The sequence below is a fragment of the Arthrobacter sp. AOP36-C1-22 genome, from assembly GCF_052377515.1.
Taxonomy (GTDB): Bacteria; Actinomycetota; Actinomycetes; order Actinomycetales; family Micrococcaceae; genus Arthrobacter_H.
In genome coordinates this window covers 111,245-137,693 of record NZ_JBQSWW010000006.1, presented here as the reverse complement: position 1 = coordinate 137,693, position 26,449 = coordinate 111,245, and the positions used below count along the sequence as shown (strand labels likewise).

The 26,449-nt window shown below is 66.1% G+C and carries 31 protein-coding genes; 16 read left to right on the top strand and 15 right to left on the bottom strand.

The features are described 5' to 3' along the window. Positions 1–31 precede the first annotated feature (31 nt). A complete protein-coding gene (locus tag ACT3S6_RS05580; protein WP_443382070.1) occupies positions 32–238 on the bottom strand; it encodes a hypothetical protein in 207 nt (68 codons plus the stop codon). A 208-nt stretch (positions 239–446) separates the two neighbouring features. On the opposite strand from ACT3S6_RS05580, the gene ACT3S6_RS05575 reads away from it, so the two are divergent. Then, on the top strand, positions 447–1,715 hold the full coding sequence (locus ACT3S6_RS05575; protein ID WP_444554129.1) for a glycerophosphodiester phosphodiesterase family protein: 1,269 nt from the start codon (positions 447–449) through the stop codon (positions 1,713–1,715). A 109-nt stretch (positions 1,716–1,824) separates the two neighbouring features. Beyond that, entirely contained in the window at positions 1,825–2,376 is a 552-nt protein-coding gene (locus ACT3S6_RS05570) for a dihydrofolate reductase family protein (RefSeq protein ID WP_443382074.1), read from the top strand. Positions 2,377–2,396: 20 nt separating this feature from the next. On the opposite strand, the gene ACT3S6_RS05565 is transcribed toward ACT3S6_RS05570, so the two are convergent. Then, positions 2,397–3,170: a VOC family protein gene (locus tag ACT3S6_RS05565; RefSeq protein ID WP_443382076.1), complete on the bottom strand. Its 774-nt coding sequence runs from the start codon at positions 3,168–3,170 to the stop codon at positions 2,397–2,399. A gap of 30 nt (positions 3,171–3,200) precedes the next feature. Here ACT3S6_RS05565 and ACT3S6_RS05560 point away from each other — a divergent pair, with 30 nt between their 5' ends. From ACT3S6_RS05560 to ACT3S6_RS05550, 3 genes are read left to right on the top strand one after another with little or no spacing between them, the layout of a single operon-like run. After that, a complete protein-coding gene (locus ACT3S6_RS05560; protein ID WP_443382078.1) occupies positions 3,201–3,983 on the top strand; it encodes a CG0192-related protein in 783 nt (260 codons plus the stop codon). A 48-nt stretch (positions 3,984–4,031) separates the two neighbouring features. Next, the gene (locus ACT3S6_RS05555; RefSeq protein ID WP_444554128.1) at positions 4,032–5,111 is read left to right on the top strand and encodes an NYN domain-containing protein; all 1,080 of its coding nucleotides are present in this window, start codon (positions 4,032–4,034) and stop codon (positions 5,109–5,111) included. Between the two features lie 48 nt (positions 5,112–5,159). Then, on the top strand, positions 5,160–5,600 hold the full coding sequence (locus tag ACT3S6_RS05550) for a hypothetical protein (protein ID WP_444554127.1): 441 nt from the start codon (positions 5,160–5,162) through the stop codon (positions 5,598–5,600). Between the two features lie 6 nt (positions 5,601–5,606). Here the strand turns inward: ACT3S6_RS05550 and ACT3S6_RS05545 are convergent, their stop codons facing one another. Beyond that, entirely contained in the window at positions 5,607–6,698 is a 1,092-nt protein-coding gene (locus ACT3S6_RS05545; protein ID WP_444554126.1) for an alpha/beta hydrolase, read from the bottom strand. A 61-nt stretch (positions 6,699–6,759) separates the two neighbouring features. Between ACT3S6_RS05545 and ACT3S6_RS05540 the strand changes: the two genes are divergently transcribed. Next, positions 6,760–8,580 carry a gamma-glutamyltransferase family protein gene (locus tag ACT3S6_RS05540; protein ID WP_444554125.1) on the top strand — a complete coding sequence of 607 codons (1,821 nt, stop codon included), beginning with the start codon at positions 6,760–6,762 and terminating at the stop codon, positions 8,578–8,580. Positions 8,581–8,654: 74 nt separating this feature from the next. Here ACT3S6_RS05540 and ACT3S6_RS05535 read toward each other — a convergent pair whose 3' ends face one another. Further along, positions 8,655–9,080, bottom strand: a complete 426-nt coding sequence (locus ACT3S6_RS05535) for a hypothetical protein (RefSeq protein WP_443382088.1) — start codon at positions 9,078–9,080, stop codon at positions 8,655–8,657. Between the two features lie 91 nt (positions 9,081–9,171). On the opposite strand from ACT3S6_RS05535, the gene ACT3S6_RS05530 reads away from it, so the two are divergent. Beyond that, on the top strand, positions 9,172–9,837 hold the full coding sequence (locus ACT3S6_RS05530; protein ID WP_443382090.1) for a helix-turn-helix transcriptional regulator: 666 nt from the start codon (positions 9,172–9,174) through the stop codon (positions 9,835–9,837). Between the two features lie 12 nt (positions 9,838–9,849). Here ACT3S6_RS05530 and ACT3S6_RS05525 read toward each other — a convergent pair whose 3' ends face one another. Next, positions 9,850–10,287, bottom strand: coding sequence for a hypothetical protein (locus ACT3S6_RS05525; RefSeq protein WP_444554124.1), 438 nt, complete (start codon positions 10,285–10,287; stop codon positions 9,850–9,852). Positions 10,288–10,526: 239 nt separating this feature from the next. On the opposite strand from ACT3S6_RS05525, the gene ACT3S6_RS05520 reads away from it, so the two are divergent. From ACT3S6_RS05520 to ACT3S6_RS05510, 3 genes are all read left to right on the top strand, one after another. Further along, entirely contained in the window at positions 10,527–12,050 is a 1,524-nt protein-coding gene (locus tag ACT3S6_RS05520; protein ID WP_444554123.1) for a sialidase family protein, read from the top strand. A 99-nt stretch (positions 12,051–12,149) separates the two neighbouring features. Further along, entirely contained in the window at positions 12,150–12,791 is a 642-nt protein-coding gene (locus tag ACT3S6_RS05515; RefSeq protein WP_444554122.1) for a hypothetical protein, read from the top strand. Further along, positions 12,742–13,047, top strand: a complete 306-nt coding sequence (locus ACT3S6_RS05510) for a hypothetical protein (RefSeq protein ID WP_444554121.1) — start codon at positions 12,742–12,744, stop codon at positions 13,045–13,047. Before ACT3S6_RS05515 ends, ACT3S6_RS05510 begins: the two co-directional genes overlap by 50 nt. 22 nt (positions 13,048–13,069) lie before the next feature. On the opposite strand, the gene ACT3S6_RS05505 is transcribed toward ACT3S6_RS05510, so the two are convergent. The 4 genes from ACT3S6_RS05505 to ACT3S6_RS05490 are packed head-to-tail and all read right to left on the bottom strand — an operon-like array spanning position 13,070 to position 16,950. Next, positions 13,070–13,990 (bottom strand): macrolide 2'-phosphotransferase, encoded by a 921-nt coding sequence (locus ACT3S6_RS05505; protein ID WP_444554120.1) that lies wholly within the window; start codon positions 13,988–13,990, stop codon positions 13,070–13,072. Between the two features lie 13 nt (positions 13,991–14,003). Beyond that, positions 14,004–14,642, bottom strand: a complete 639-nt coding sequence (locus tag ACT3S6_RS05500) for a LutC/YkgG family protein (protein WP_443382120.1) — start codon at positions 14,640–14,642, stop codon at positions 14,004–14,006. Further along, positions 14,642–16,153 carry a LutB/LldF family L-lactate oxidation iron-sulfur protein gene (locus ACT3S6_RS05495; RefSeq protein WP_444554119.1) on the bottom strand — a complete coding sequence of 504 codons (1,512 nt, stop codon included), beginning with the start codon at positions 16,151–16,153 and terminating at the stop codon, positions 14,642–14,644. Before ACT3S6_RS05495 ends, ACT3S6_RS05500 begins: the two co-directional genes overlap by 1 nt. Beyond that, positions 16,150–16,950: a (Fe-S)-binding protein gene (locus ACT3S6_RS05490; protein ID WP_444554118.1), complete on the bottom strand. Its 801-nt coding sequence runs from the start codon at positions 16,948–16,950 to the stop codon at positions 16,150–16,152. The genes ACT3S6_RS05495 and ACT3S6_RS05490 overlap by 4 nt, the downstream gene beginning before the upstream one ends. Before the next feature lie 124 nt (positions 16,951–17,074). Here ACT3S6_RS05490 and ACT3S6_RS05485 point away from each other — a divergent pair, with 124 nt between their 5' ends. Continuing rightward, positions 17,075–17,818: a FadR/GntR family transcriptional regulator gene (locus tag ACT3S6_RS05485; protein ID WP_444554117.1), complete on the top strand. Its 744-nt coding sequence runs from the start codon at positions 17,075–17,077 to the stop codon at positions 17,816–17,818. Positions 17,819–17,857: 39 nt separating this feature from the next. Here the strand turns inward: ACT3S6_RS05485 and ACT3S6_RS05480 are convergent, their stop codons facing one another. After that, positions 17,858–18,508 (bottom strand): response regulator, encoded by a 651-nt coding sequence (locus tag ACT3S6_RS05480; protein ID WP_444554116.1) that lies wholly within the window; start codon positions 18,506–18,508, stop codon positions 17,858–17,860. Further along, positions 18,505–19,653: a sensor histidine kinase gene (locus ACT3S6_RS05475; protein ID WP_444554115.1), complete on the bottom strand. Its 1,149-nt coding sequence runs from the start codon at positions 19,651–19,653 to the stop codon at positions 18,505–18,507. Before ACT3S6_RS05475 ends, ACT3S6_RS05480 begins: the two co-directional genes overlap by 4 nt. A gap of 165 nt (positions 19,654–19,818) precedes the next feature. Between ACT3S6_RS05475 and ACT3S6_RS05470 the strand changes: the two genes are divergently transcribed. The 3 genes from ACT3S6_RS05470 (at position 19,819) to ACT3S6_RS05460 (ending at position 22,495) form a co-directional block, all read left to right on the top strand. Then, positions 19,819–20,292, top strand: coding sequence for a DUF6326 family protein (locus ACT3S6_RS05470; RefSeq protein ID WP_444554114.1), 474 nt, complete (start codon positions 19,819–19,821; stop codon positions 20,290–20,292). 132 nt (positions 20,293–20,424) lie between these two features. Next, a complete protein-coding gene (locus tag ACT3S6_RS05465) occupies positions 20,425–20,646 on the top strand; it encodes a hypothetical protein (protein WP_444554113.1) in 222 nt (73 codons plus the stop codon). A 661-nt stretch (positions 20,647–21,307) separates the two neighbouring features. Beyond that, positions 21,308–22,495 carry a hypothetical protein gene (locus ACT3S6_RS05460; protein ID WP_443382114.1) on the top strand — a complete coding sequence of 396 codons (1,188 nt, stop codon included), beginning with the start codon at positions 21,308–21,310 and terminating at the stop codon, positions 22,493–22,495. A 144-nt stretch (positions 22,496–22,639) separates the two neighbouring features. Here the strand turns inward: ACT3S6_RS05460 and ACT3S6_RS05455 are convergent, their stop codons facing one another. The 3 genes from ACT3S6_RS05455 to ACT3S6_RS05445 form a co-directional block, all read right to left on the bottom strand. Next, on the bottom strand, positions 22,640–23,386 hold the full coding sequence (locus ACT3S6_RS05455; protein WP_444554112.1) for a relaxase/mobilization nuclease domain-containing protein: 747 nt from the start codon (positions 23,384–23,386) through the stop codon (positions 22,640–22,642). Continuing rightward, the gene (locus tag ACT3S6_RS05450; RefSeq protein ID WP_444554111.1) at positions 23,383–23,511 is read right to left on the bottom strand and encodes a hypothetical protein; all 129 of its coding nucleotides are present in this window, start codon (positions 23,509–23,511) and stop codon (positions 23,383–23,385) included. The genes ACT3S6_RS05455 and ACT3S6_RS05450 overlap by 4 nt, the downstream gene beginning before the upstream one ends. 155 nt (positions 23,512–23,666) lie before the next feature. After that, positions 23,667–23,807 carry a hypothetical protein gene (locus ACT3S6_RS05445; RefSeq protein ID WP_443383026.1) on the bottom strand — a complete coding sequence of 47 codons (141 nt, stop codon included), beginning with the start codon at positions 23,805–23,807 and terminating at the stop codon, positions 23,667–23,669. 44 nt (positions 23,808–23,851) lie between these two features. Between ACT3S6_RS05445 and ACT3S6_RS05440 the strand changes: the two genes are divergently transcribed. Beyond that, complete coding sequence (locus tag ACT3S6_RS05440; protein ID WP_443383029.1) at positions 23,852–24,031, top strand: hypothetical protein; 180 nt, start codon at positions 23,852–23,854, stop codon at positions 24,029–24,031. A 13-nt stretch (positions 24,032–24,044) separates the two neighbouring features. Here the strand turns inward: ACT3S6_RS05440 and ACT3S6_RS05435 are convergent, their stop codons facing one another. Continuing rightward, on the bottom strand, positions 24,045–24,497 hold the full coding sequence (locus tag ACT3S6_RS05435; RefSeq protein WP_443383032.1) for a hypothetical protein: 453 nt from the start codon (positions 24,495–24,497) through the stop codon (positions 24,045–24,047). Positions 24,498–24,786: 289 nt separating this feature from the next. Here ACT3S6_RS05435 and ACT3S6_RS05430 point away from each other — a divergent pair, with 289 nt between their 5' ends. Then, positions 24,787–26,424, top strand: a complete 1,638-nt coding sequence (locus ACT3S6_RS05430; protein WP_443383035.1) for a peptide ABC transporter substrate-binding protein — start codon at positions 24,787–24,789, stop codon at positions 26,422–26,424. The last annotated feature ends 25 nt before the right edge of the window (positions 26,425–26,449 follow it).

Genomic DNA, 26,449 nt, shown 5'->3' with positions numbered 1-26,449 from the left:
AGGTGGCGCGGGTCGATGGGGTCGAGGTCGGCTATCCGCTGAGCGGCATCCGCGGGATGTTCGGTTTGCCGTCGCCCCCCGCGCCATACGCCTTCAGGGCGATCCGGGTGGCCAGTTCCTCGTCGACCCGATATTTGTAGATCGGGGAAACCGGTGTCTGTTCCGCCGTCGCCTTTGCGGCATGTGCAGCGGGCGCAATGACCTTCTCGTGGATCCGGTGCCTTCTGAACAGGCTCATGATGACCTCCTCGTCAACCCGGCAGAAGCTGCTGGTTCCTTCAGGATACGCCGAATATCCCCCGAATCCAGAGGATGAACGGAACCGTTTGGCCGTTGCCGTGGGGGCCTTCATGACGAGTTCACCGGCCGTTGATCCGGCCGTTGTCCGGGGTGGCCAACATGGACGTGGAGCACCCGCACCCCGAACGCCGAAGGAACCGAAACCCATGGCATTTTGCCTCACGTCCTCTCCGAAACCCCGCCGACCGCTGACAGTCCTCATCCTCCTCGTCGCGGTTCTGGTGATCCCGGCCGCGATGGTCCCTGCCGCCGCCGCCCCGGCGCATGCCGTGGCACCGGAGGCCACGAAACTGCGACCTTCGTCGGCGGGTCCGCTATTGATCGGGCACCGTGGAGCCGCCGGGGTGGCACCGGAAAACACGGTGGCCGCCTTCAGGGCGGGCCGGGCTGCCGGCGTCGACTTCATCGAAACCGATGTGCAGCTCAGCGCCGATGGGGTGCCCTTCCTCTTCCATGACAACACTCCGGCACGCACGACCAATGTCGAGGAGGTCTATCCCGGTCGGGAGAAGGATCCGATCACCTCATTCACCTGGAAGGAACTGCGGGCTCTGGAGGTCGGCTCCTCCTTCGGCCGACGGTTCACCGGGGCGCGGATCCCGCATCTGGATGACCTGGCCCGTATCGCGAACCGCCGGACCGGGGTGTACCTGGAGATCAAGTCGCCGAAGAACTCCCCGGGCATCGAAGCGCTCGTGGCACGAAAGCTGTCCGGGCATCCGGCATGGAAACGGCTGGTGGACGCCGGGAAGGTCCACGTGCTGGGTTTCGACGCCTCCTCCAACCGCCGGTTTGCTGCCTTGGCACCACGAATTGACTTGCAACAACTGGTCGGCACCGTGCCGAATGAACAAACCCTGGCCGATTGGTCCGGCTTCGCCGACTCGGTGGGCACCAACTACCGCACCCTGACCCCCGGCGCGGTCGACCGGGTCCACGCGGCAGGCCTGGGTCTGGGGGTCTATACGGCGAACTCACCCGAAGCCATCACCATCGCCGTCGACCTGGGAGTGGACATAGTGACCGGGGACTTCCCGCAACAAAGCGTGCGACTCCAGGCCGGGAGGCCCCCGTTCCCGCGGGCTCGTGGCCTGCAGATCTCCGAGGCGGTGAATGATCCGCCCGGGGACGACGTGGCATTCGACGCGGGGGAGCATGTCGTGATCCGCAACGCCTCCGACCATGCGATCGACGCCTCCGGGGTGCTGCTCCGCGACGCCGCGAACAACACCCTGCGGGTCGGCGCCGGCTACCGGATCCCTCCGGGCGGGGAACTGCGGGTCCATACCGGCCCCGGAACCAACACCGCCACGGCCTACTTCAACGGCGGCTCGGCATCGATCCTGAATAAGGGCGGGGACTCGGTGGCCCTATGGGACAAGTGGGGGCGACTGCAGGACGTCTTCGCCAACTGAACGGTCCGAGGAGGCTCGGGCATCCGGGCCTCTCCCTTGACGCCCGCCGATGGGCGGCAGATGATCGAGCCAGGGACGGAGGAGGACCGAAAGAGATGACGGAGGCAGCATGCGCGAGGTCAAGGTAGGACTGTTCCAATCGGTTGACGGCGTCGTCGAATCGCCCCATCTGTGGCAGTTCGACCGTTTCGACGAGGAACTCGGTGCGGGGATGAACTCCATGATGGAGCAGACGGACACCGTCCTGCTCGGGCGGCACAGCTACCAGGAATGGGCGGGACATTGGCCGAAGGCCGGGCAGGACGACCCGTTTGCTGCCTTCATCAACCCCGTGGAGAAGTTCGTGGCCTCCCGGACGCTGGGCGGTGAGCTCGAATGGCAGAACTCGACGCTGATCCAGGACCCGTTGGAGGACTTCGTCCGCGACCTGCGCCAATCCGACGGCGGGGACGTTTCCGTATGCGGCAGCATCTCGGTCGTCCGCCAGCTCCTCTTCGCCGGCTTGCTGGACTCCTTGCAGTTGATGGTCCACCCGGTCATCGCCGGGGCGGGGAAGCATCTGTTCGAAGCCAGCGACCCGGTCACCCGACTGGTGCTGCAGGATTCCCGCCGGACCAGCAAGGGCAACATGGTCCTCAGCTACGGCCGCCACAGCGAGTGAGGACCCCGCAGAGACCGGCTTCACGGCGACGGCTGGGCGATCTTGAACAGTGCACCGGTCGGATCCGATAAGGCGGCGACCCGGCCGAACGTCGTGTCGACGGGCGGTTCGATCACGCTGGCTCCCAGGCCCAGCGCGCGGGTGATCGTTGCCTCGGTGTCCACGACCTGGAAGTAGACCTGCCAGGCGGAGGGGTGGCCCGTGCGCAGATAGGGGGCCGCATCGATGATTCCGGCGCTGGCCTCCGGCCCCTGGCCCAGCGTCGTGTAGCGGAAGTCGTCGGTGTAGGAGACGACGGTGGTCTGCCAGCTGAAGACCTGCTGGTAGAACTGCACGGTCTTCACGTAGTTGCGGGCGTGGAGTTCATGCCAGTAGGGGGCGCCCGGTTCGCCATGGAGGCGGAATCCGCGGTGCTCGGCGATTTCCCAGAGGCCCACCGAAGCCCCGGAGGGATCCAGCGCCCGGGCCACCCGGCCACGGGGAACGATCTCGGTGGTCTGGGCCATGATCTTTCCGCCCTGGCTGACGGCAACGGCGAGCGTGGCCTCGATGTCCTCCACGCGCAGGTACGTGCTCCAGGTGTCGGGGAGACCGGCTTCGCCGTCGTTGCCCACGATCCCGGCGACGGGGAGGCCGTCCTTGAAAGCGGTGAAGTACCGGCCAGACTGCGCCGGGTCGGCGGTGTCGAAGGTCCAGCCGAACACGGCTGCATAGAAGCCGCGGGCCCGTTCGGGTTGGGAGGACATCAAATCGATCCAGCAGGGGGCACCGGGGCTGGGGACGGGCATGGGCATGACGACCTCCTGGGTGGCGCGGATGGAACCGTGCGGAGAGTCTATGCCCGCGGCATCGGCTGCGCCCATGGGGCAGGACGTGCGGGATTCCCGAACCATCCCGGCTGCGGGGGCCGATCGGTCGCCCCGGTCCCTGATCTGGCCTACGGTGAAGCCATGGCCATCGTCTATCGTGCTGAGCTCACCCCCGGAAAACAAGAAATCGTCACCGCCTGGCTGGCCCGCCAACCCTGGTCGGGAGTCGACGACGGCGACTCCGTCGAAATGATCGGCGCCTACCGGTTCGATGACCCGGACGAAAGGATCGGCATCGAAACCCATCTGGTCCGCCGCTCCGACGGCACCGTCCTGCAGGTGCCGTTGACCTACCGGGGGGCCGAACTGTCCGGGGCCGAAGAACATCTGGCCGGGGAAATGGAACATTCGGTGCTCGGGCATCGCTGGATCTACGACGCCACCGGTGATCCCGTCTACGCCGCGGCACTGGCCCGGACCATCGTCCGGGGCCAGGCGGGGGCCGACCAGTTCCGTGACATCGACGGAACCTTGGTGCTCCAGCCCAGCACCGTCGTCGTCCACGGGTTCGGCGATCACGCGGCGCCGGCGCCGGACATCACGAGGGCTGCCCCGTCCACGAGCGAGGAACCGGGGGCCGGGCACGTCACGACGATCACCACCGACGGTCCGGCGCTCGCCGTCTACCGCACCCCGCACGCGGCGTCCGGGCATGACGGACACGACGGACGTGACGGACAGCTCACCGGCCGCTGGGACGGCCTGGGGGATTCACTGCTGCTGGCCGCCCTGACCTGAACGGGTAGGCCGGGAGGGCCCGGGGCCGCTGCCCGTAGGATATGGCCCATGACGACTCAAAGTGCGATCTTCGTGGATGCCGGGTTCCTGTTGGCCGTCGGCGGGCAGCATACGGCGGGCACTTCGCTGCGTTCGGCCTTCCGGGTGGACTACGAACGACTCGTGGAGGGCATTGCCGGCATTGCCCGGGAAGACAGTGCCCTGCCGGTGCTGCGCACCTATTGGTATGACGCCTCCCGGGACGGGCTGTTCACCGATCAGCATAAGCGCATCGGCATGGTCGACGGCGTGAAGGTGCGGCTGGGCCGGATCTCCTACAGCGGTGAGCAGAAGGGCGTGGACCTGCGGCTGGCCCTGGACCTGGTGGGGCTGGCCCGCAGCGGAGCCGTTTCGGTGGTCTACCTCGTCTCCGGGGACGACGACCTGGCCGAAGCCGTCGAAGAGGCCCAGGACATGGGCGTGCAGGTCAAGCTCATCGGACTGCGCAAACCCGAGACCCGGATCGGGCTGGCCTCGGTGGCCGAGCACCTGGCCCTGTGCGTCGACGGCATCACCGAGCTGCCCGCCGAGTTGCTCGAGGCGATGTTCACCCGGTCGGTGACCAAGGGGTCCATGCCCGGTCCCGGGGTCCATGCCACCGCTGATCCGACGCCGGAAGACACCCCGGGTGAAGCATCCGGGGCCGCGCTGGAAACCGACCCGGTCCAGGCGGTGAAGCCCGGGGCCCCTGCGGTGCGCCCGCAGCGACCTGTGCCCGGTCCGTCCCCGGTGCGCATCCCGCCGAACACCGGGCCGCTGCCCCACGTGCCATCGGCAGGACCGCAGCTGGTCCACTCCTCCACGCGAGAGAACGCCGCGGCCACGGCCGGGGCCCCCGAGGCCAGCGATAGCGCCCTTTTGCGGGCCGTCGGTGAAGTCGGGGCCAGCGTCGCGGACAACTGGTACGTCAACACCACCCAGCGCGAACTCACCGAGCTGCAGGCCGACCGTCCGCTGTTGCCACCGGAGATCGATCGGGTGCTGCTGAAGGATTGCGCCCAGCAGATCGGTGAATGGAAGACCGATATCCAGGTGGTCCGCCGGACCTTGCGCGCTTCCTTCTGGGACCGTCTCGATGAGCTGACCTGACCCGCTCGAAGGTTAACCTTCTACTTCCTCGGCAGTAGGGTCGACGGCATGAGTGAACACCCAGCCACCTCGACGTCGGACGTGACGGAACAGGGACCACGGACCGGGGCCTCCTGGATCAGCAGCAACCGGCCGGCAAGCATGTATGCGGCGGTGATGATGGCCATCTCCGGGGGAATCGTCTGGTCCATGGCCGGCGCCCCCGAGGAAGCGGCCAAGAACTGGCTGATCCTGGCGTGGATCCTGCTGACCTCCACCTACACGGCGTTCGCCCTGGCCCCGAGGCCCCTGCCCCGTGTCGTGCACTTCGCGCTGGCCGTCGTCGTGGTGGCCGTCGTCGTGTGGGCGTGGTCGCCCGGTGTGCAGGAAAGTAGCCTGGCCATACCCTTCATCCCCCTGGCCATCGGAGCCGTGGGAATGGCCTTTTCCACGGGCCGGTTCCGGCCCGAAGGCGCGGAGCCCGAAGGGAACCCGCAGCAGCACGATTGAGACGTCTCAGCGCCGCCCGGTGCCGGCATCGCGGACCAGCTCGCGAAGGCCGGCGACAAAATCCTTCCACGCGGAACGACAAGGGACCCGGGGCTCCTCGGCCCCTTGGATGCGGGCGGCCCACAACTCATCGGTGGTGCTGTCCAGTGCCTCCTGCGCCCAACCGCCCATGAGCCCATAGGCCGGCGCACGGACGGGCGCGGGGGAGAGGAAGATGTCGTGGAAGGCGTCCTGGATGCGTCGGATGGTGACATCGCTGCCCAGGGACGACGCGCGTTCGGCCACGACGTCGACGTTCAGGGCGACGTCGGCGGTGGTGGCCTCGACGGACCAGCGCGGCTGCAGGTAGCTCCTGGATGAAAGCAGGACCAGGACCGGGATCTCCAGGTCCAGGCCGTCGGCCACGGTGGCCTGGCCCTCAAAGACGGCATTGAGGAAGGCCCAGGTCAGCGGGAACCCGCGTTCGGGCCGCCATTGAAGGTTGTAGTCCCATTCGCCGTCGAACTGGCTGGAGACGGCCCGGGTGTAGATCCCCGGATCGATGGTCGGCAAAGAGGCCGCCGGGCGCAGCCACGACCCGGCGTGCATCAACGGGGCCATCATGGCCCGGCCGATATCCCGTCCCTGGAACTCCAGCCACGGGGAATTCAGGACCAGGGCGTCGACCTGCTGCGGATGGCGGGCGGCCCACAGCGTGGCCGTCAGGCCACCGGTGGAATGACCCATCAACAACAACGGGGTCGTGGACGCCGAATCGCGACCCATGGCCTCCAGCGCGGCGGCGATCTCCTCGTCGTATTCGTCGAGGCTGGTGATGTACCCCGGGGTGGAGCCCGGGCGGAGGCTGCGCCCGTAGTGGCGTAGATCGATGGCGAAGAAGCGGGCGCCGGCCCGATGCCAGAACTCCGCGAGCTCACGTTGGAAGAAGTAGTCGGACCACCCGTGGATGTACAGGACGTCGACTCCGGATAGTTCCGGGACGTTCCAGTCCTGGATGCCCCCGCCATACCTCACCAGGGTGGCCACCTCGCCCGAGGGCAGCTCCAGGGTGAGCTGCTCGAACCCCGGCCCCAACACATCGGGAACCCACGTCGTCATGTCCGCAGCCTACAACGACTGACCGGGCCTCCCTCCAGCTGCGGGAACCTACAGTAGGGGTGTGACCTACACCGCACCGGAATCCTTCACCACCCGCCCGACCCTGTACGGCAGCTTCGGCATGAGCGCCTCCACCCACTGGCTGGCGACCGGCTGCGCCCAATCGGTCCTCGAACGCGGGGGCAACGCCTTCGATGCCGCCGTGGCCGCCGGCTTCGTGCTCCACGTCGTCGAACCGCATTTGAACGGCCCCGGCGGCGATATGACCGCGCTCTTCGCCACTGCTGAACGGCCGGCCGAGCCAGTGATCCTGATGGGCCAGGGGCCGGCACCGGCGGCGGCCACCGTGGAGCATTACCGTGCCGAAGGCCTGGATCTGGTGCCCGGGGCCGGCGCGCTGGCGGCGGCGGTCCCCGGGGCGGTGGACGCCTGGTTGCTGCTGCTGCGTGACCACGGCAGCTGGGACCTGGCCGACGTGCTGGCCTATGCCATCGACCAGGCCCGGGACGGGCACCGGATCCTGCCGCGCGTGTGCGACACCATCGCCACGGTCGCCGACCTGTTCACCGACCATTGGCCCAGCTCGGCCCGGCAGTGGCTCCCGGAGGGGAAGCCGCCGGCCGAAGGGTCGATGCTCTACAACCCGACGTATGCGCAGCTGCTCGGATCCCTGGCTCGGACGGCGACAACTACCGCAGCGGACGGCGGCCGGGCCGCTGGAATCGATGCCGCCCGTGGGCTCTGGGCGCATACCGTCGGCACCGAGGCGGAGGCCTTCCTCGCGACACCCCACCGGCATTCCTCCGGGACCGACCATGCCGCGGTGATGACGGCCGCCGACGTCGACGGGTTCCGGGCCGGCTACGAACCGGCGGCCACCGTCGTCTTTCGCGGACACACCATCGCCAAGACCGGACCCTGGGGGCAGGGCCCGGCACTGCTGTTGGCCCTGGCCATCCTCGAGGGGTACGACGACGACTACCTGGACCCGTCCACCGAACTCGGCGCCCACACCATCCTGGAGGCCCTGAAGCTGGCGATGGCCGACCGGGAAGCCTATTTCGGGGACACCGATGTCCCGCTGGAGTACCTGCTGGGTGCCGACTATGCTGCCGAACGCCGCGGCTTGATCACCGAACGGGCCAGCCATGACTTCCGACCGGGAACCGTCCCCGGGCACACGCCGTTTCGGCCCGACCTGCGCACCGAGGAACCGTCCCCGGCCCGGGCCGACGGCGCCAAGACCGGTTTCGCCGGCGTCGGGGAACCGACGGTCCGCCCCAGCGGGGAAACCCGAGGGGACACCTGTCATCTGGATGTGGTGGACCGGTGGGGGAACATGGTGTCGGCTACCCCCTCGGGTGGCTGGCTGCAATCCTCGCCGAACGTCCCCGCGCTGGGATTCTGCCTGGGCACCCGGCTGCAAATGACCTGGCTACAGGCAGGCTCTCCGTCCACCCTGTCTCCCGGGAAACGCCCGCGCACCACGTTGACCCCCACCCTGGTCTTCAAGGGCGGTCAGCCGGTGGCGGCAGTGGGCTCGCCGGGAGGGGACCAGCAGGATCAGTGGCAGCTGCTCTACCTATTGCGCACCATCGTCGGTGGGTACACCCCGCAGCAGGCGATCGACGCCCCGGCGCTGCACACCACCTCAATTCCCGGTTCTTTTTGGCCGCGGACCTGGGCTCCGGGTGGGGCCGTGGTGGAGGACCGGCTGGGCGAAGCGGTGATCGCCGGGCTTGAAGCCCGTGGCCATGTGGTGACCCGGGCCGGTGACTGGGCGCTGGGACGGCTGTCCGTCGTCGTCCGGGATCCAGCGACAGGTCAACTCGCGGCGGCAGCGAATCCCCGTGGGGCCCAGGGCTACGCCGCAGGACGCTGATCGGCAGGTGTGGGTGCCGGACCGCGTCCAGCGCGGTTCCCGCCGTGGAGCCGGGCCCCGCGCTGGTTTCGGCGTTATGCCTTCCTCGGATGGGCCACGGCCTCGCTACTGGCCAGGCGGTTTAGCGCCAAGGCGGCCACCAGAAGGCCGAAGTCCCGCAGCCCCACATCGAAGAACCCGGGGAGCAGCAGGAGGTTCACGATGATGCCGGCCAGCCAGGCGACGATGACCAGCGAACCGATGCGTGGCCGCAGTGCGACCAGAATGCCTGCGGCGATCTCCACGATGCCGACCCCGTACATGAAGACCTCCGGGCTGACCGGGACGATGTCGGTGGCGATGGGGGCCAGGTAATGCGTCCAATCGGTGAGCACGTTGGTGAACTTGTCGATACCGAAGATGATCGGCGCGATGGTGAAGATGGTCCGCAGCAGGAGGAAGGCCTGATGCGTGGCACGGCTGTGTTGCCGGGTGCCCTCCGGGGCGAGATGGGTGGTCATGATGGGAACCTTTCTAAAGTAGAGATAACTCACATTAGAACCGTCGGTACTCTAAATCAATACATATTCGTTTTAGAAGTAGACTGACGTCATGAGACCCGTATCGCGCCATCGTTCCCTGCAGGACATCGCCACCGTCGCGGACCCCCTACGCGCTTCGATTTACGAGTTGGTGTCGCGCAGCCGGGAATCAGTGGGGCGCGACGAGGTCGCCCGGGAACTGGGCTTGGCCCGCCATGCTGCGGCCTTCCAATTGGATCGGCTCGCCGAACAGGGGCTGCTCACGGTGGAATTCCGTCGGTTGAATGGGGCCACGGGCCCCGGTTCCGGCAGGCCCTCCAAGGTCTACCGGGCGACCCGGACTGAGGTGTCCGCCAGTGTCCCGCAGCGCGAATATACCGTCGCCGCCGACATCATGGCCGAGGCGATCGACGCCTCCCGTGCCGACGGCCGGTCGTTGGACGAGCACCTGCCCGAAGCCGCGCGCGCGGCGGGGCGCCGCCTGGCGGCCGGCCAAGCGGATGTGCAGGCTTTTCTCGCCGCGAACGGCTACCGGCCAGAGGATCGTCAAGACGGGACCACGGATCTGACCAACTGTCCGTTTCACTCCCTGGCCAACCGGCATACCGACACGGTGTGCGGAATCAACCAGGAGCTGATCTGCGGGGCCTTGGAGACGCTGGAATCGGATCGGCGCACCGAACGGGTGGAACCCAGCGCGCCCTGCGGATGCTGCGTCAGATTGGCTGCGGAGTAGCGCCCGGCAGGTCTACGGGGCGCACGTCAGCTCATCCGGCACAGCGATCGTCTTCACGACGTCGCCGCTGGCGGGATCGATGAAGACCACGGAATCCTTCGGCCATTCGGGGTTCGGCTCCACCCGGTCGGGGTACTCGGCTGAGGGTGAAGAAGCATCGGGATCCTGGGCGGCCTCCGACGTGAGCGGGCCGTCTTGGAGGATCGTCCCGCTGGTGGTCTCGACGACCCGCACGCCCTGATCCACGCCGTCATAGAATTCCTGCGGGAGATCCCCGGCAATAAATTGGTCCTGCAACGCCGAACAGTCCTCCGAAGCCACGGCCGAAGAAGAGCCGGCGGCGGACTCCGGCGGCGCCGAGGCATCCGGCGCCGTTGTCCCCGTGCCGCAGCCGGCCAGCAAGGCGCCGACCGCGATCAGCGGCAGGATCGTTTTGGTCTTCACTGGCATGCGTCCTCCGACGTTGTGGTTTTGCCCACCGTATCGCAGGGGGTGAGCAACAAAAACGCTTAGCGGTGCGGGAGAGGTCATCATTGGCCGTTGTTCTTCACACCGTGTAGTTCTGGGGTGTGCTTCCTCCGAATCCCCCCGCGCCCCCGGTGGCCACGCCCAGCCCAGAAACCCCTGGACACGTCGTGGCGGCCCGGGGCCATGATGGGTATCGGCAGTACCGGATCCCCGCGCTCGCCGTGAGTACCTCGGGAACGGTACTGGCCGCCTATGACGGCCGACCCAATCTCGATGACCTACCCAACACCATCGACCTGCTCGTGCGCCGCAGCTTCGACCACGGTACGACGTGGGGACCACAACAGCTGATCCGCACCGGGGAAGGCCTGACCGGATACGGTGATCCCAGCCTGCTCGTGGACCGGCAGACCGGACGCATCTTCTGCTTCCATGCGGCCGGCACCCATGCCGGGTTCTTCGAAGCCGTCGAAGGGCTCGAACCGGACGACGACGTCCAGCACGTGGATCTGTCCATCTCGGACGACGACGGGGCCACCTGGTCCCACCGGCGGCTGACCGGGGAACTCAAGCGCGAGGGCGTGACCGGGATCTTCGCCGCCGCCGGGAACGGGATCCAACTCGACGCCGGCCCCTATGCCGGCCGACTCATCCAACAGATGGTCCTGCTGTTCAACGGCTTCATCCGCGCCGCCAGCGCCTACTCCGACGACCACGGAGACACCTGGACCCTGGGTGAGCCCGCCCCGGGGGAAGCGAATGAAAACAAGACCCTCTGCCTGCCCGACGGCACCGTGCTGCTGAACTCACGGGCGCCCGGGGCCCGCCGGGGAGCCATCTCGCGCGACGGCGGCCACAGCTACACGGCCCTGGAACCGATCCCCACCCTCCCCGATCCGGGGGACAACGGATCCATCCTGCGCCTGCGCACCACCGCAGACGGAGGGTCCGTCCTGCTGGCGACCAATAACCGGGACACCGCACTGCGGCGTCAGACCGTGCTCAGTGCCTCCTACGACGCCGGGGCCAGCTGGGTGCCGGTGCGTACCCTCTGCTTAGGAAGCTCGGCCTATTCCACGGCCGCCGTGCTGGCCGACGGCTCACTCGGGGTCTTCTACGAACGCTGCGGGTACACCGAGCTGGTGTTCACCCGCATCGACGCCGACCAGTTGGGTGATGAGGCACTCGCCGCCGCGGCGGCGACCTTCACCGAGGACGACGGCGGAGCGCTGACCTGGGTGCTGCGCTCCATCACCCCCGGGCGGCCCACCGAATGGGTCACGGTCGGGGCCACGCATTCGATCCCGGCGGAAGCGGGGCAGTGGGGTGTGCACACCTGGAAGGAAATCGGGCACGGTTACGCGGAGGAGGGGCAGATCCTGGGCACCCGCGAGGCCCAGATCGCCAACTACGGGCCCCCGGCCCCCGGGGTGAAGGTCGGGGACCTCCTCGCCTTCACCGGGCGGTTCAGGAACCTTCGGGATGAAACGGTGACGGCCGAACTCTCCGGGACCTTCGATGGGGAGGTGGCCGGCGACTTCCCGCCGGTTGAACTCGAGCCGGGCGCCGAGACACTGTATTTCACCCCGACCCAGACGGTGAGCGCAGCAGATCTGGCAGCCGGAGCCGTCGTCGTGCACTGTGCGGTCGCCGCCGGAGGGGAGTACTTCGAGCAGACCTTCACCGTGGACACGAAGACCGGAACCGGGGAACCGGTGGGCAGTAACGGTCGGACGACAATATAGACCAGCCGAGTGGACGTCTCTTCGAGTGCTGTAGCGTGGCCGGAAACGCCCGTCGCGAGGTCGCCGGGCCGGACCACTGGCACCGTGGGGAGAGGCACCATGATCGGTCAAAACGCAGTGGGGCCAAGGATCGCGGTCTGCGCCGCGGTGACGCTCCTCGCCGCTGCCGGGCTGAGCGGCTGCACCTCATCGACCGGATCGTCGGCTGCCACCTCCACGGCAGCGGCGGCCCAGCAGGGGCTGGAATACGACGCCGACCTCGGGGCCATGTATGCCGGCGTCCCGGTCCTGTTCAACCCGGCGGAACTCGCCGGCGGGGCGGCCGTGGAGGATCATGAACGACTGGAGTTCGACGCCGGGCAGGAGGTGCCGAAGGGACTGGAGATCGCCACCCCCGGCGTGGCCGAGCTGCCGCGGCTTTGCGAGGAAGCAGAGCCTTGCCGGGACGGCGAAGAACCGAAGTTCGCCCCGGAAGAGGCGGTCGTGGTCAAGGCCTCCGAAGGGTATGACGGGGCACCCTTCACGCTGACCGGGCAGGCGATCGATGCCGACGGAAAATCCACCGACGTCAGCATGGTCGTGACCCCCGAATCGGTCGGCAGGGCCCCCCGGGGATACCACGGTGTCCGCAGCCAACCGCATGACCGCGGGATAGGGGGACAGCAAGCTGACCATCGACTTCTCCGAGGCGATGATGGTCAACCATGCGGGCGGCAAAAGCTACGTCACCGGCACCTATGAGGCCGAGTTCCCGGCGATGGCCGTTCCCCCCGGTGGCGTCCTGGACAGCACCCACGCCGGCGACTTCACGGCTGATGAGATCTTCAGCACGGTCGTCGACCAGAAGAAACCGCAGCTCTCCGGCGAACAAGGCGTCCTGGCGGTCCTCATCGACGATACCGCCGGCGGGGTGACCTACTCCCTCGCCGCCGGCGCCGTCCTGTCGTTCCCATACGCCGAGGTCGTGGCTTCGCTGCCCCACACCACAGACGAATAGGCGCCGGCACCTTCTCCTGCGGTTAGTGGTCCGGGGCCTGCGGGTTGAGCATGCTGGCTGCGGCGGCCCGATGCTCCTCCAGCCCGGTGGCCAGTGCGTAGAGCGCATGACTTAGTGGGCTGGCCGCCAACAACGAGGCGCAGCGTTCGGCCAGCCGGGGCTCCTCCCGCCCGGTGAGCTCGGTATAGCGGGCCACGGTCCGCTCGAAGATATCGGCACTGGAGATCATGCAGTGGAACGTGAAATCGACCACCGGATCGCTGACCTTCGCCGTGGTCCAGTCCAGCACCGAAACGATCTGCTCATGCTCATCGAGCAGCAGATGGGCCGGGTAGAGCTCCCCGTGGGTGAACACGGTGGACCGTGGCCATAATCCGTCATCGGCCAGCCAGGCCTCCCAACCGCCGACCAGGTCGTCGGAGACCTCGAACTCGGCCCGCACCCGCTCCAGGTCCGCCCGCCAGCGGGCTCTGACCTGCTCGGGGTCCTCATGCGGAACGCCTGCTGTTTGGGCCCGGTCCGTGTCCAGGGTGTGCAGTTCGGCGATGACCCGGGCCAGGGAATCGGCGTAGGCCTCTGATTCGGTGTCGAAGTTCCACAGCGGCTCACCGGCGCCGTCCAGGGTCAGCCCGGGGAAACCGGGCAACAACGGATAGGCGATGAGTTCGGCGGTGCTGATCCGCCAGTCGGGGACGGCCACCGACAGCCGGGGGCGCACGAAATCAAGGATCGCCCGTTCCTCGCCGAGCGTGGCGGAGACCTCGTCGCGGCGCGGGATCCGTAGCACCCACTGCTGGGCCACCTCGGAGTCCTCGTGGCCGAACGCGACCCGGTAGTCCAGCCCCGATTCGTTGAACGTGATGCCCTCTTCGGTCAGGTCCAGATCGTGGCGGGCGGCCAGGGCGCGGACGGCTTCGGGGGTTTCCGGCAGGTCGGTGCTCATGGATGGCATTGTCTCAGAGGTCGGTGACGATGACGACGTCCAGACGCCGGGGCCCGTGAACCCCTTCCACCCGTTCGAGCTCGATATCGCTGGTGGCGCTGGGGCCGGAGATCCAGGTCAACGGCCGGGTGATCTCCAGCCGCGACATGGCCTCGGGCAGGATCTGGACGATGGACGACGCCGGGACGATGCACACATGCTGATCGGGCACCAGGCTGATCGCCCGCCGCCCCTGGTCGGGCGAGCCGTCCAACACGATCGTGGCCGATTCGGCGATGGAGACCGTCGAGGAAGTGACCACGGAGGAGAGCGCGTCGAGTTCGGGCACGCTCAACCGGTGGCCCGGGGCGTCGGTGATCCGCCGGTCATCGACGCGCAGATCGTCAACGTCGAACCAGGCCTCGGGCAGCCCGTGGGGGACCACGTACCCGGAGGCCTCCTTCAGCAGGGTGGCGATGGTCCCCGGGAGTCCTGCCGCAGTCACGACGTCGACGTGGGCCTTATAGTCCTCGAGACGTTCGACCAGCATCTCCTCGATGTCCTGTTCCGATAGATCGGCGGACCGGCGGTAGGTGCGCGGGACCTCGGGGATCGCGGGTTCGTCGGCCAGGGCCGAGGTGATGCGTTCGAGGATCTCTTCGCGGGCGCCCATCATTTTCCGTCCTTCGTGGTGCCGGTGTCCCCAGCGTCGTGCTCGGAGGCCCACCAGTCGCGGAAGGACTTCTTCGGTGGCGCCGGGATGTCACGGGAGGCGGTCCACCCGCCGGCCAGGCGGCCGGGAAGACGTTTGATCTTCTTATCCCGTCCGGCAGCCAACCGGCCCAAGGGCAGGGCCTTCTCCAACAGGTTCAGGTGCGTCCCGGAGGAGAACGCCCATTGGGCGCCCTTCATCATCAGGTCCATTTCCGAGGGCATCCGGGGTTTTCCGCGCCGGGAGTCGACGTCCTCGCCGCGCAGGTGCACCAGGATCTCGGGGATGTTGATCTTCACCGGGCAGGCGTCGAAGCAGGCCCCGCACAGGCTGGAGGCATAGGGCAGGGAATTATTCTCCTCCGCCTTGATGCCGGTCATCAGCGGGGAGAGGATCGCCCCGATCGGTCCCGGGTAGGTCGAGCCGTAGGCGTGGCCGCCGGTGCGTTCGTAGACCGGGCAGACGTTCATGCAGGCCGAGCACCGGATGCAGTGCAACGCCGAACGTCCGTACCGATCCGACAGGGCGGCGGTGCGCCCGTTGTCCACCATCACCAGGTGCACGTTCTGTGGTCCGTCGTCCTCGGTGACCCCGGTCCAGAAGGAGGTGTACGGGTTCATCCGTTCCCCGGTGGAGGAGCGGGGGAGCAGCTGCATGAAGACCTCGAGGTCGTCGGCCTGGGGCAGCAGCTTCTCGATGCCCATCACGGTGATCAGCGTTTGTGGCAGCGTCAGGCACATCCGGCCATTGCCTTCGGATTCGACGACGCCCAGGGTGCCGGTATCGGCCAGCGCGAAGTTGGCCCCGGAGATGGCGACCTTGGCCGAGAGGAACTTGCGCCGCAGGTGGGCCCGGGCGGCCATGGCCAGCTGGCGCGGGTCATCGGTCAGCTCCGGGTCGACATCGGGCATTTCGCGCAGGAAGATCTCGCGGACCTCGGAGCGGTTCTTGTGGATGGCCGGGACCAGGATGTGGCTGGGCTTATCGTGGCCGAGCTGGACGATCAGTTCGGCCAGATCGGTTTCGAAGGCCTCGATCCCCTCGGCCGCGAGGTGGTCGTTCAGACCGATCTCCTCGGTGGCCATCGACTTGACCTTCACGACCTCCTCGGTGTCCTGCTCACGGACGAGGGAGGCGACGATCCGGTTGGCCTCCTCGGCGTCCCGGGCCCAGTGGATGATCCCGCCGCGGGCGGTGAAGTTCGCCTCGAACTGTTCCAGCAGGGCCGGAAGGTCGGCCATGGCCGCTTCCTTCGTCGCCGATCCGGCGGAGCGCAGGTCCTCCCAGTCGGGCAGCTCCCCGACGACCTTCAGCCGCTTATCGCGGATGGAGTGGGTGGCATGGCGCAGGTTGGTGCGCATTTGGTCGTTGGCCAGCTCGTGGTGGGCTGCGTCGGGGAAGGACTCGGTGGCATGCAGGTTCCCGATCCCGTAGGCGGGCAGGGACGGCATGCCGACGAAGACGGCGCTCATCGGGCCACCTTCGCCTTCGCGCCGTGCCCGGTCCCGGCGTCATACGGGTTCTCCCGGGTGCTGGCGAGGATCTCGGCGAAGTGCAGGGTGCCCGCCGCGGCGCCGGAGCGGGAGAGCCCACCGCCGATATGCAGCAGGCAGGAGGCGTCGCCCCCGGTGCACAGCGAGGCGCCGGTGGAGGTGATGTTCTCCGCCTTGTCCTCGAGCATGGCCGAGGAGACCTCGGCGTTCTTCATCGAGAACGTCCCGCCGAAGCCGCAGCACTGGTCGGCCTCGGGCAGATCGGCCACCGTGATGCCCTCGACGGTGCGCAGCAGATCCAGTTGGCGGTCCTGCAGGCGCAACAGCCGCATCCCGTGGCAGGAGGGATGGTAGGTCACCGAGGTCGGGAACCAGCTGCCCAGTTCTGCGGCGGCGTCGGTGATGCCCAGGACGTCGGTGAGCAGTTGGGAGAGCTCGTAGGTGCGCGTCCCCACCGACTCGGCCCGGCTCTTGAGCCCGGCATCGCCGGCCCGTTCGGCGATCATCGGGTGCTGGTGCTTCACCGAGGCGACGCAGGAGGCCGAAGGGGCCACGGCGACGTCGTAGTCGGGGGTGTCGAAGGCCTCGACGTGATTGGCGATGACCGGCACGGCCTCGGCGAAGTAGCCGGAGTTGATGTGCATCTGACCGCAGCAGGCCTGGCCGGTCGGGAACACGACTTCGTGCCCGAGCCGTTCCAGGATCGAGACGGTGGCCCGGGCGGTGCTCGGGTACATGCCATCGACGATGCAGGTGGCAAATAGGGCGATTTTCATTCAGGGCCTTCCGGTGGCGTCGTCGAGCGAGCCATGGGCTATGTGGTCAGACCACTATAGGGTTACTGCTCCCCTCCGTCCAGCACCCGCGCCGAGGGTGGTCGGACCATGGAAGGATGGACGGGTGACCACCGAGAACCAGGCCGGAGCTCCGGCACCGAAGGCCTACCAGACCGTCCTTGACGCCATCGAGAACCAGCTGCGTCATGGGCAGCTGAAGGTCGGGGACCAACTGCCCGGCGAACGGCTGCTGGCCGAAACACATGGCATCTCCCGGGCCTCGGTCCGGGACGCCATCCGGATCCTGGACGTCATGGGCGTGGTGCGCACCGCCACCGGATCCGGGCCCGGCGCCGGGGCCGTGGTGATTTCCGAACCGGCCACCGGGATCGCCACCGCCTTGCGGATGCACGTCGCCTCGGCTCGGCTCAGTGTCGAGGAGATCGTCCAGACCCGCATCCTGTTGGAGACCTGGGCCGCGAACACCGCGGACCTCCAAGCCGACCCCGAACGCTCCGATCGCCTCCTGGCCGCGGCACGGGAGCTGCTGGACGCCATGGACGATCCGCAGCTGGACCGTGCCGGCTTCCATGCCATGGACGCCCGTTTCCACGTGCTGCTCTCCGGGCTGGCCGGTAACGCCGTGATCGAGGCCATGATGGAGTCCCTGCGGCTGTCCATCGGCGACTACGTGCGCGAATCGGTGCGCAGCGACGCCGCCTGGGAACCCATCGCCGAGGTCCTGCGGGCCCAGCACCATGGCATTCTGGCGGCCGTATCCGCCGGCCACGGGGCCGAGGCCGCCCGGTTGCTGCGCGAACACATCGAATGGTTCCACCAGGAATCAACGGAGACCCAGGGGGACTGACCCTGCGGTGCGGAACGCGTTCGACAGGGCCTCGACGGTTCACTCCATGCGCCCGGTCTCGTAGGCCCAGATGGCCAACTCGACCCGATTCCGTGCCTGGAGTTTGGCCATGAGACTGCCGAGGTGGAACTTCACGGTGCTTATGGCGATGTGGAGGTCCTGGCCGATTTCCGCGTTGGTCCGCCCTGCGGCCACGCTGAGCAGCACCGCTTCCTCACGGGTGGTGAGCGGATCGAGGGGCTGGGCAGGGCGGGTCGGGATGCGACGGGTGAAGTCGGCCAGGAGTCGGGCCGTCACCCCGGGATCGATGAGCGCCCCGCCCCGGACGGCGGCCTGGACGGCCCGGACCAGTTCTTCGGGGGAGGCGCCCTTGAGGAGGAACCCCCGCGCGCCCGCCTTCAGCGCCCCGTAGACATGTTCGTCGGTGTCGAAGGTGGTGATCACGACGACGGCCAAGGGGTTCTCCACGCCGGGCCCGGCCAACAGGCGGGTTGCTTCGATGCCATCGAGGTTCGGCATCCGGATATCCAGCAAACAGACATCGGGGCGCAGGCGCAGGGCCATGTCCACGGCCTCCCTCCCGTCGGCAGCCTGGCCGATGACGTTCAGGCCGGGCTGGTGGTCCAGGATCGTGGTCAGCCCGGCCCGGATGATGCTTTGATCATCGGCGATGAGTACCCGCAAGGTCATGATGAGGCCCCCGGGCGGGGGAGGACCGCGGTGACCAGCCAGCCGTGTCCGGTTCCCGGTCCGGCATGGAACGTCCCCCCGAGCAACCGGACCCGCTCGGCCATGCCGATCAGCCCATAGCCGGGGACCCCACCGGTGGTGGCTGCCCCGTCGTCCATGACGCTGAGCCTCACCTCGGTGCCACCGCCCACGACGGTGACATCGATCAAGGTGGCGTGGCGTGCATGCCGCCGGGCGTTCGTGACGGCCTCTTGTGCCACGCGGTACAAGGAAGTCTGCACGCCCGCAGGCAGGCCTGCCAGCTCGCCCCGCAGCCGGACCTCGACCCGCGGAAGGCCGGTTCCCGGGGAGGCCAGGTTCTTCAGATCGGCCAGCTGGCTCGTTGGACCGGCCGCTTCCCGATCGCCGGTGCCGCGCAGCGTGCCCACCATGGCCCGCATTTCCTCCAGCGTGGTGGCGGCCTCCCGCTCGATGACTTCCAGCGCGTCAACGGCGCCGCCCGGCGAGGTGGAACGAGCCAGGACCAGACCTGCTTGGGCTTGAATGGCCATGGCGGAGACATGATGGGCGACCGTGTCGTGGAGATCCCTGGCCAGTTGCTCCCGCTCCTGGAGCCTCGTGTGCTCGATCAACTGACCCCGGACGAGAACCCGATAGCGGCCGGCCGTTCCCACGGCGGCGGCTGACACCAGGACCGCCGTCCCCCCGATCGCATCCGCCGGCCCGCTGAAGTCCGTCAGGATGCTGAGCAGGAGTCCGATCACGATCACCCCGGCGCCCAGGGCCACGTCCCGTCCGGCGGCCCGCCGGAAGAGGGAATGGACCAGCAGGAGCACGGCGGCCCCGCCATGGAGCACCACCGGGCCGGTGCCGGAGACGAGGGCGCCCAGATCCACGAGGATGAACATCCCGAACGCAAGAACGACGGCGGCCAGAGCATGCGCTCGCCGGATCAACACCGCCACCGTCACGAGCAGTCCCATCGGTACGATGAGCCACGCGGAGTCGGGCCGGACGGCCGCCTCGAGGACCACCGCCACGGCCACGACCGCAGCCAGGACGCCGTCGTGCCAGCGGATACCGGCCGACGCACCCCTGACGGGTGGCTCGACCCACAGCGACCGGGCGACACTCCACATGGTCATCAGCATAGAAGAGCGGTGCCGGCAACGGAACGGCCGAAGGACCAGCCCCCGCCCGGCCGATGGGCCAGATCGATCCAGGCCTGCGGACCGGTGTGGTGCCGGGGGTGCCGGACCCACACTGGAAGCCAGGAACCAGTGCCCACCCTCGATGAAAGTGAAACCGTGATGCGTAGGAATCCAACGACGGACCGTTCGGACCCCCGACTCGACGAAAGGATCGTGCTTAGCGGCCTGTGGACCAGCGTCTTGTTCGTCTTCGCCTATGTCGATCTCTTCGGATTCTGGAGGGCAGACATCGTCCAGGGCGCGCTCGCCGGCCAGGTCTCCGGCACGGGCGTGGCGATCAACCAGACCTTCCTGGCGTTGGCGACCGCCTACATCCTGGTTCCCAGCCTCATGATCGTGGTGTCGCTTCTGGCCCGGGCCAGGGTGAATCGGACCGCCAACATCGTCATCGGTGTGCTCTACTTCGTCACCATCGTGGTGACGGCCCTGAGCGAGAGGTGGATCTACTACCTTCTCGGTAGCGCCGTCGAGCTGGTTCTTCTGCTGATGATCATGCGGACCGCGTGGACCTGGCGGCACTGTTCCCGCCGGACGCTGCCGTTGGCTGGTTCCAGCGCAAAACCAGCCACCTGAGCCAGGGCCACGGCGCCACGAGGGGGGAGGACCTCATGGCTGCCGGATCCCGCACGGACCCCACCGCCGACCTGCTGGTCGACGTCCGCGCATTCCACCCCGGGACCACCGATCTGCGTCACCGGCTTTACCATGACCCCCACGTCGGGCTCGATCTTCCCGGCACACAGCAAAAGGTCCTGGACTTGGCTCGACGGAGCGCGCTTCGAGATCTCCACGGGGGCCCGCACCACCTCGGTGTCCGCAGTGCTGTTGCTCGGGGACATGGACGCCTTGCCGATCCAGGAGAAGATCGGGCTTGGCTATGCGTCATGGGTCGAGGGCTCGAAAATAGAACCGCATCTAACGCAGTAGGCCTCGACGTGGATGCGGCCCACCCCCAGCAGGTCCAGCGCGGAGCGGTTCAGACACTCCAGAAGGGGAGGCCGTGCCCATAGGTGAGACGGGTGTGCTCCGCCGGCAGGGATAGCGCCCATTTGGCGATCAAGACGGCTTAACGGCCTGCCTTGCTTGAAGTTGGGCCGACGGTACCGAGGGCTGACGTCACTTCCACTCGATAACCGACATTATCGTGTGTATTCTGTGCGAAAATTTCTGCTTCCGGGGCTGCTACACGGATCCCCCGAAGTCGGTTGCAAAATAGTTCCGTTTCCGTCCGGGGATCCAATCGAACAGAACATAGATGGCGACTAGGCCTGTTGTTGAATAGTTCCGAAAGACACGGAAAATTCCGTCCGCGATCTTGGAGAACGCTAACGCCCTGCTCAGCAACTTAGCCAGTGACCAGGCAAAACGTGCGTTGTAATACCACTGCCGAACAGCCCCTTGTTCTACTCATCGCTGGTTACCTAACCGGATGTTGCAATAGCATCTCAGGTACAGGATCGAACGTAGCAGTCAATTAAATGCAAACGACCCGCAACACTGGCGGGTCGGAGCAGATAAACAGCGAGCATTTTTGCTGCGCTTCGTGGACAATTGTCTTACCAATTAGCGAATAAGTCAAGGAGACCCAATGACGAAGCCTGCTTTCGCTTCATCCATATTGTCCGTTTTAGTTGAAGTTATCGCTGGCATCGCCATGATTGTGATTGGCGTTATTTTGCAAGTAAGTGGTTCAAGCGGAAAAGTACCTAACCCCACGCTCACAGTAACTGGTGGTGTGCTTGTTGCCTTAGGCGGCGTGCTCTTATCGTGGTTGGCTTCCCGGATACTAAGCGAACGCCAGCGCGAAGAATCACGAAAAAACGCAAAAGATGAGTCAGCGAACGCTGTAGAAGTCGCGCGTGCTGAGATCGACGAAAAACTCAATAACCTTAGTCGTGTTCTCGGGCAGGCTGCAGGCCAAATTAGCCAGACCGTCGAAAAGTTCGAAATGAAAGTATTTTCCGCCGACACGGGGTTCGAACTAATTTCACAAGCAAACAGGACGATTTATGGGCAAGTAAATGAAATTGCGGTTATGCGAAAATCTAAGTTTGACTCGGCATCCTTGCTTGATACCGCGCACTCGCTGGACAAGCTCGGTCGGGAACTAGCTTCACGATCAGACGCCGACAACAGCCAACAAGACTCAACTGGCTTAGCCCAGTTACAAAACAAAATTAACGAGGTCATTGAGGAGCTAGCAGATAGCAACGGGAGCGTGCCTCGGGCTTCAGGGAAAGTACGCACCACATGCCCATACTGTGACTTCGGGGTAAATGTACTGGTAGGAGCGACACCTGGAGATACCTCTATAGAAACTTGTCCTAATTGCGGTGAGGTTTTCAACGTACATCGAAACTCAGCCGGTGCTGGGTTCACTAGAAAATTTGGTCCCAAAGGTGCAGAAAATTCGTCGAAAGAGAAGCTTCCACGATGGAAATTCAGTTGTACCAATTGCAGCGTTGATCTTTTCGCATCCCAAAACGGCAAAGGCGAAAGAACGATGGTCTGTTCTTCATGTTTCTTCGCCTTCAACGTCGATCCAACTGCTGAGTCCGCTATTCAAATTGGCCAACTGGATAAAATGGAGGCGGTGGAACCATATAGAAGTGGATCTCGGCCTAAAGCTCCATGTCCTAAATGCAAAAATACAGTCAATATGGCCCTTCGGTATGACGATGGATTCTTCGGTTTCTGTCCAGAAGATATGGTTGCGCTCGTTGTTACAGATAAGAACTGGGATGACCTCAATCGCCAAATGCTTTCCGAGACATGAGCACGTTTCTATGGAAAATCACCGCATTTGCTAAAACATCACTCATAACCCTCATCGCAGCTTCCCCCCGTCGCGTCAAGGAAAGGGATGGATTAGAAACCTAGGAGTCTCTTTGGAGATGCTGCCGGTCTTCCCTTTGAACGATTAACGCCCAATTCCTTTATCGTGGCCGTACTGGCGTTGCGCGGCACTGCGGGGTCTGGCGACCGGCGTGCTTTCCGGGGCTCTGGGGCTGAATGGGTGGGGGGAATTCGCTTTCTGTAGCCGGCGGCTCTCCGCCATGGCCTTCGCCATCTGGAGCCGCTCCCGTTCCTGCACCGCCCGACCTGCCTCCACCGTCCGGGCTTTGCCCTTGAACTCCTCACGCTCGGCCCCCACCGAAACCTTGGCCTGCACACGACGCCTGGGTGCCTGCTCCAGGCCGTGCTCTTGTTCTAGGCGGGTGCAGGCACTCTGTGCGGCACGCCGGTCGTTTCTCCCATGCCAGACCTCTCCCAGGTCGCTTACCCGGGAGACCACCACATGCACATGGTCAGAACCGTGGCGGACCATCACCCAGGGATGATCGGCAAAGCCCATGTCCTCGGCGAAGGACTGGCCCATATCCGCCCACGCATCATCTGTCAGGATCGGATCCGTCGCGGTGTTGCGTAGCGAGGCATGCCAGACCGGGTTCCTGATCTCCGGCCGGCTATGCATGGCCTTGCGCAGCTCGCCGGCCCACTGGGACGGGTCCAGGTGTCCTTCCACGCCGATGTTCGAGGCGATCACCACCCCGCCAGGAACCAGCTTCCCGTTGGCCGGATGGACGTGCTCGTTCGCCTTCCCCGGACCATGCAGGTAGGCCCCGATGTCCCCGGGGTTCTTGCCCCGGGTGATCTTCGCGATCACGCCAGCTCACCCCGCAGACGGGCCAACTCCTGGCGCGTGGCCTCCACCGTCTCCAGCAGCTCACCATGGGCAAGAACCTGGCCGGAATTCACCGCGCGCGTCGGCTGGTTCAAGTTCGACCCCATCCGGCCCAGGTCAGCACGCAACCGCGCAACCTCCTTGCCGTCATCCCCGCGACGGCACCGGGAGCAACGTCATCTTGGAGTGGGCCCGCTTCGAAGCCATCGTCGGTTCATATTCGGTCCGGGCCAACGACAGACTCCGCGCCGCAGTGCCCCGGTTACTCCACGGTGTTGCCGAGGCCTATGGCGTGGATGTGGCGGTGGAGTACAGCCCGCAGCACCCGGTCAACGTCAACGACCTGACCGAGACCGCTGCCGTGCATGGCGTCATCGAGGAGCTGTTCGGTCCCGAGAGCCATCTTCGGATCCCCGTCAGTCGGTTGGTTCGGAGGACTTCCCCCGCATGCTGGATTGGGTGCCCGGCTTCTTCGTGCTCCTGCCCGTGGGGCCCGAGGGCGTGGAGTCGGCCACCGCCCCCGCCAACCGTTCGGCGCACGCAGTTTTCGCCGATGTGATCCGGTCCGACGGGGCGGTGCCCCAAGTGGGGCTGGTCAGCAGGCGGCCGGCCCGCGGCAGGAGCTGAGTCGCCGGACTACTCAGGGCCGGGCCTCGTGATGGCGTTTGCCGTGGGTCCGGCGCTCCTCCTTCATCCTGGCCTCGTGCAGATGCCTTTTGCCCTCGGCGAGTTCGTGGCGGGCCGCAGCTTCCTGGCGGCGGAATTCGGTGTAGTAGCCGTCGTCGTAGTCCTCGATGATCTGGAACGTCCAGCGTCCCTCGACGACGTTGCGCCCCACCAGTTCCTCCTCCAGGCGGGCGGCCACGGCCCCGTGGCCGGCGGAACGGAGCATCTCCACCGCCTCCCCGAGGGCCAGATCGGCACCTCCGGTCTTGCGGTGGAAGTTGTAGAGGCTTCCGCGGGCGTCCTCGACCATTTCCAGCGCCTCGGAGAGCTTGCCCAGCGCCTCCACGGTCGCGTCGTCGACTCCCTCGGGGACCCGGTGTTCCGGTGCGGGGCGGTCTCGATCCTCGGTGCTGTGGTTCTCGGTCATGACGGATCCTTTCCCCGGCGGCCGGGACGCCGGTGGATCCGAGCCTACGGGGCCGCGACCACTCTGTCAGCCGTCGGGCCCGGGGCCGCCGCGGCTGGGCGGGCCCGGGACCGTCGGGTGTGCTGAAACACCCGGGACGATGATTGGGGTCACAGTGAGTGGTCCATATGCCTTAGGCTACTTGTTAACAAGTGCTTCACAACACGATGAGGGCTTGAAAATACCGACCAGTAGCCGAAGCGGTGTCATGGGTAATCCTCCCCGCCGTCCGGCATCACAAGGAGCAAGAATGCGTTATTCGCGCACTTCAAAAATCCTCGGCGTCGCAGCAGCAGTTGCGTTGAGCCTGAGCGCCTGCGGTGGCGGAGGAGACAACGCCGCCGACGGTGGAGGAGACACGAGCCGGGTCATCGTCGTTGATGGCGCCGAGCCGCAGAACCCGTTGATCCCCACGAACACCAATGAGGTCGGCGGCGGGGCCGTCTTGGACCTCATCTTCGCCGGCTTGATCAGCTACGACGCCGATGGCAAGCCGCAGAACGAGATGGCCGAGTCGATCGACACCGACGATTCGCAGAACTACACCATCAAGCTCAAGGCCGACCAGAAGTTCACCAACGGTGACCCGGTCACGGCCGCGTCCTTCGTCGACGCCTGGAACTACGGTGCCGCCGCGAAGAACGCCCAGCTCAGCGGATACTTCTTCGAGAGCATCGAAGGCTACGACGAAGCCAGCGCCGAGGGCTCGAAGGTCGATGAGCTCTCCGGTCTGAAGGTCGTGGACGACACCACCTTCACGGTCAAGCTCAAGCAGCCCGAATCCGACTTCCCGCTGCGTCTGGGATACAGCGCGTTCTACCCGATGCCGGAAGAGGCGCTGAAGGACCCGAAGAAGTACGGCGAGAACCCGGTCGGCAACGGCCCGTATAAGTTCGACGGCGACGGCGCCTGGGAGCACGAGACCCAGATCAAGCTGGTCCCCAACGAGGACTACGAAGGCCCGCAGAAGCCGAAGAACGGCGGCGTGACGTTCAAGATCTACCAGAACGACACCACCGCCTACCAGGACCTGATCTCCGACAACCTGGATGTCCTCAAGACCATCCCGACCTCGGATATCAAGAACTTCAAGAACGACCTGGGCGACCGCTCCATCGAGTCCCCGTACGCCGGCAACCAGACGATTGCCATCCCGTACTACCTGGACAACTGGGACGGCGAAGCCGGTAAGCTGCGCCGCCAGGCCATCTCCATGGCCATCAACCGCGAGGAGATCACCGACGTGATCTTCAACGGTGGCCGCACCCCGGCGAAGGAATTCACCGCACCGGTGCTCGATGGCTACTCGGATTCGATCCCGGGCAGCGAGAACCTGGCCTACGATCCCGAAAAGGCCAAGGAACTGTGGGCCAAGGCCGAGAAGATCGAGCCGTACGACAAGTCGGAGAAGCTGACCATTGCGTACAACGCCGATAAGGGCGACCACAAGACCTGGGTCGAGGCCGTGGTGAACAACATCAAGAACAACCTCGACATCAAGGTCGCCGGCAAGCCGTACGCCACCTTCAAGGAGGTCCGCACGGATGCGACCGCGCAGAAGCTGACCGGTGCCATCCGCTCCGGTTGGCAGGCCGACTACCCGTCGCTGGCCAACTTCCTGGGCCCGATCTACACCACGGGTGCCGGCTCCAACGACGCCGTCTACGAGAACAAGAAGTTCGACGACGCCATCACCAAGGGCCTGTCCGCCGACAACGTCGAGGACGGTTCCAAGGCGATGAACGAGGCCCAGGAGATGCTCCTGGATGACCTGCCGGCCATCCCGCTGTGGTATCAGGTGGCCCAGGGCGGCTGGAGCGACAACGTGGAGAACGTCGAGTTCGGCTGGAACGGCGTGCCGCTGTACTACGCCATCACCGGCAAGTAGGGGACACCACACCCCTCAGTCACAC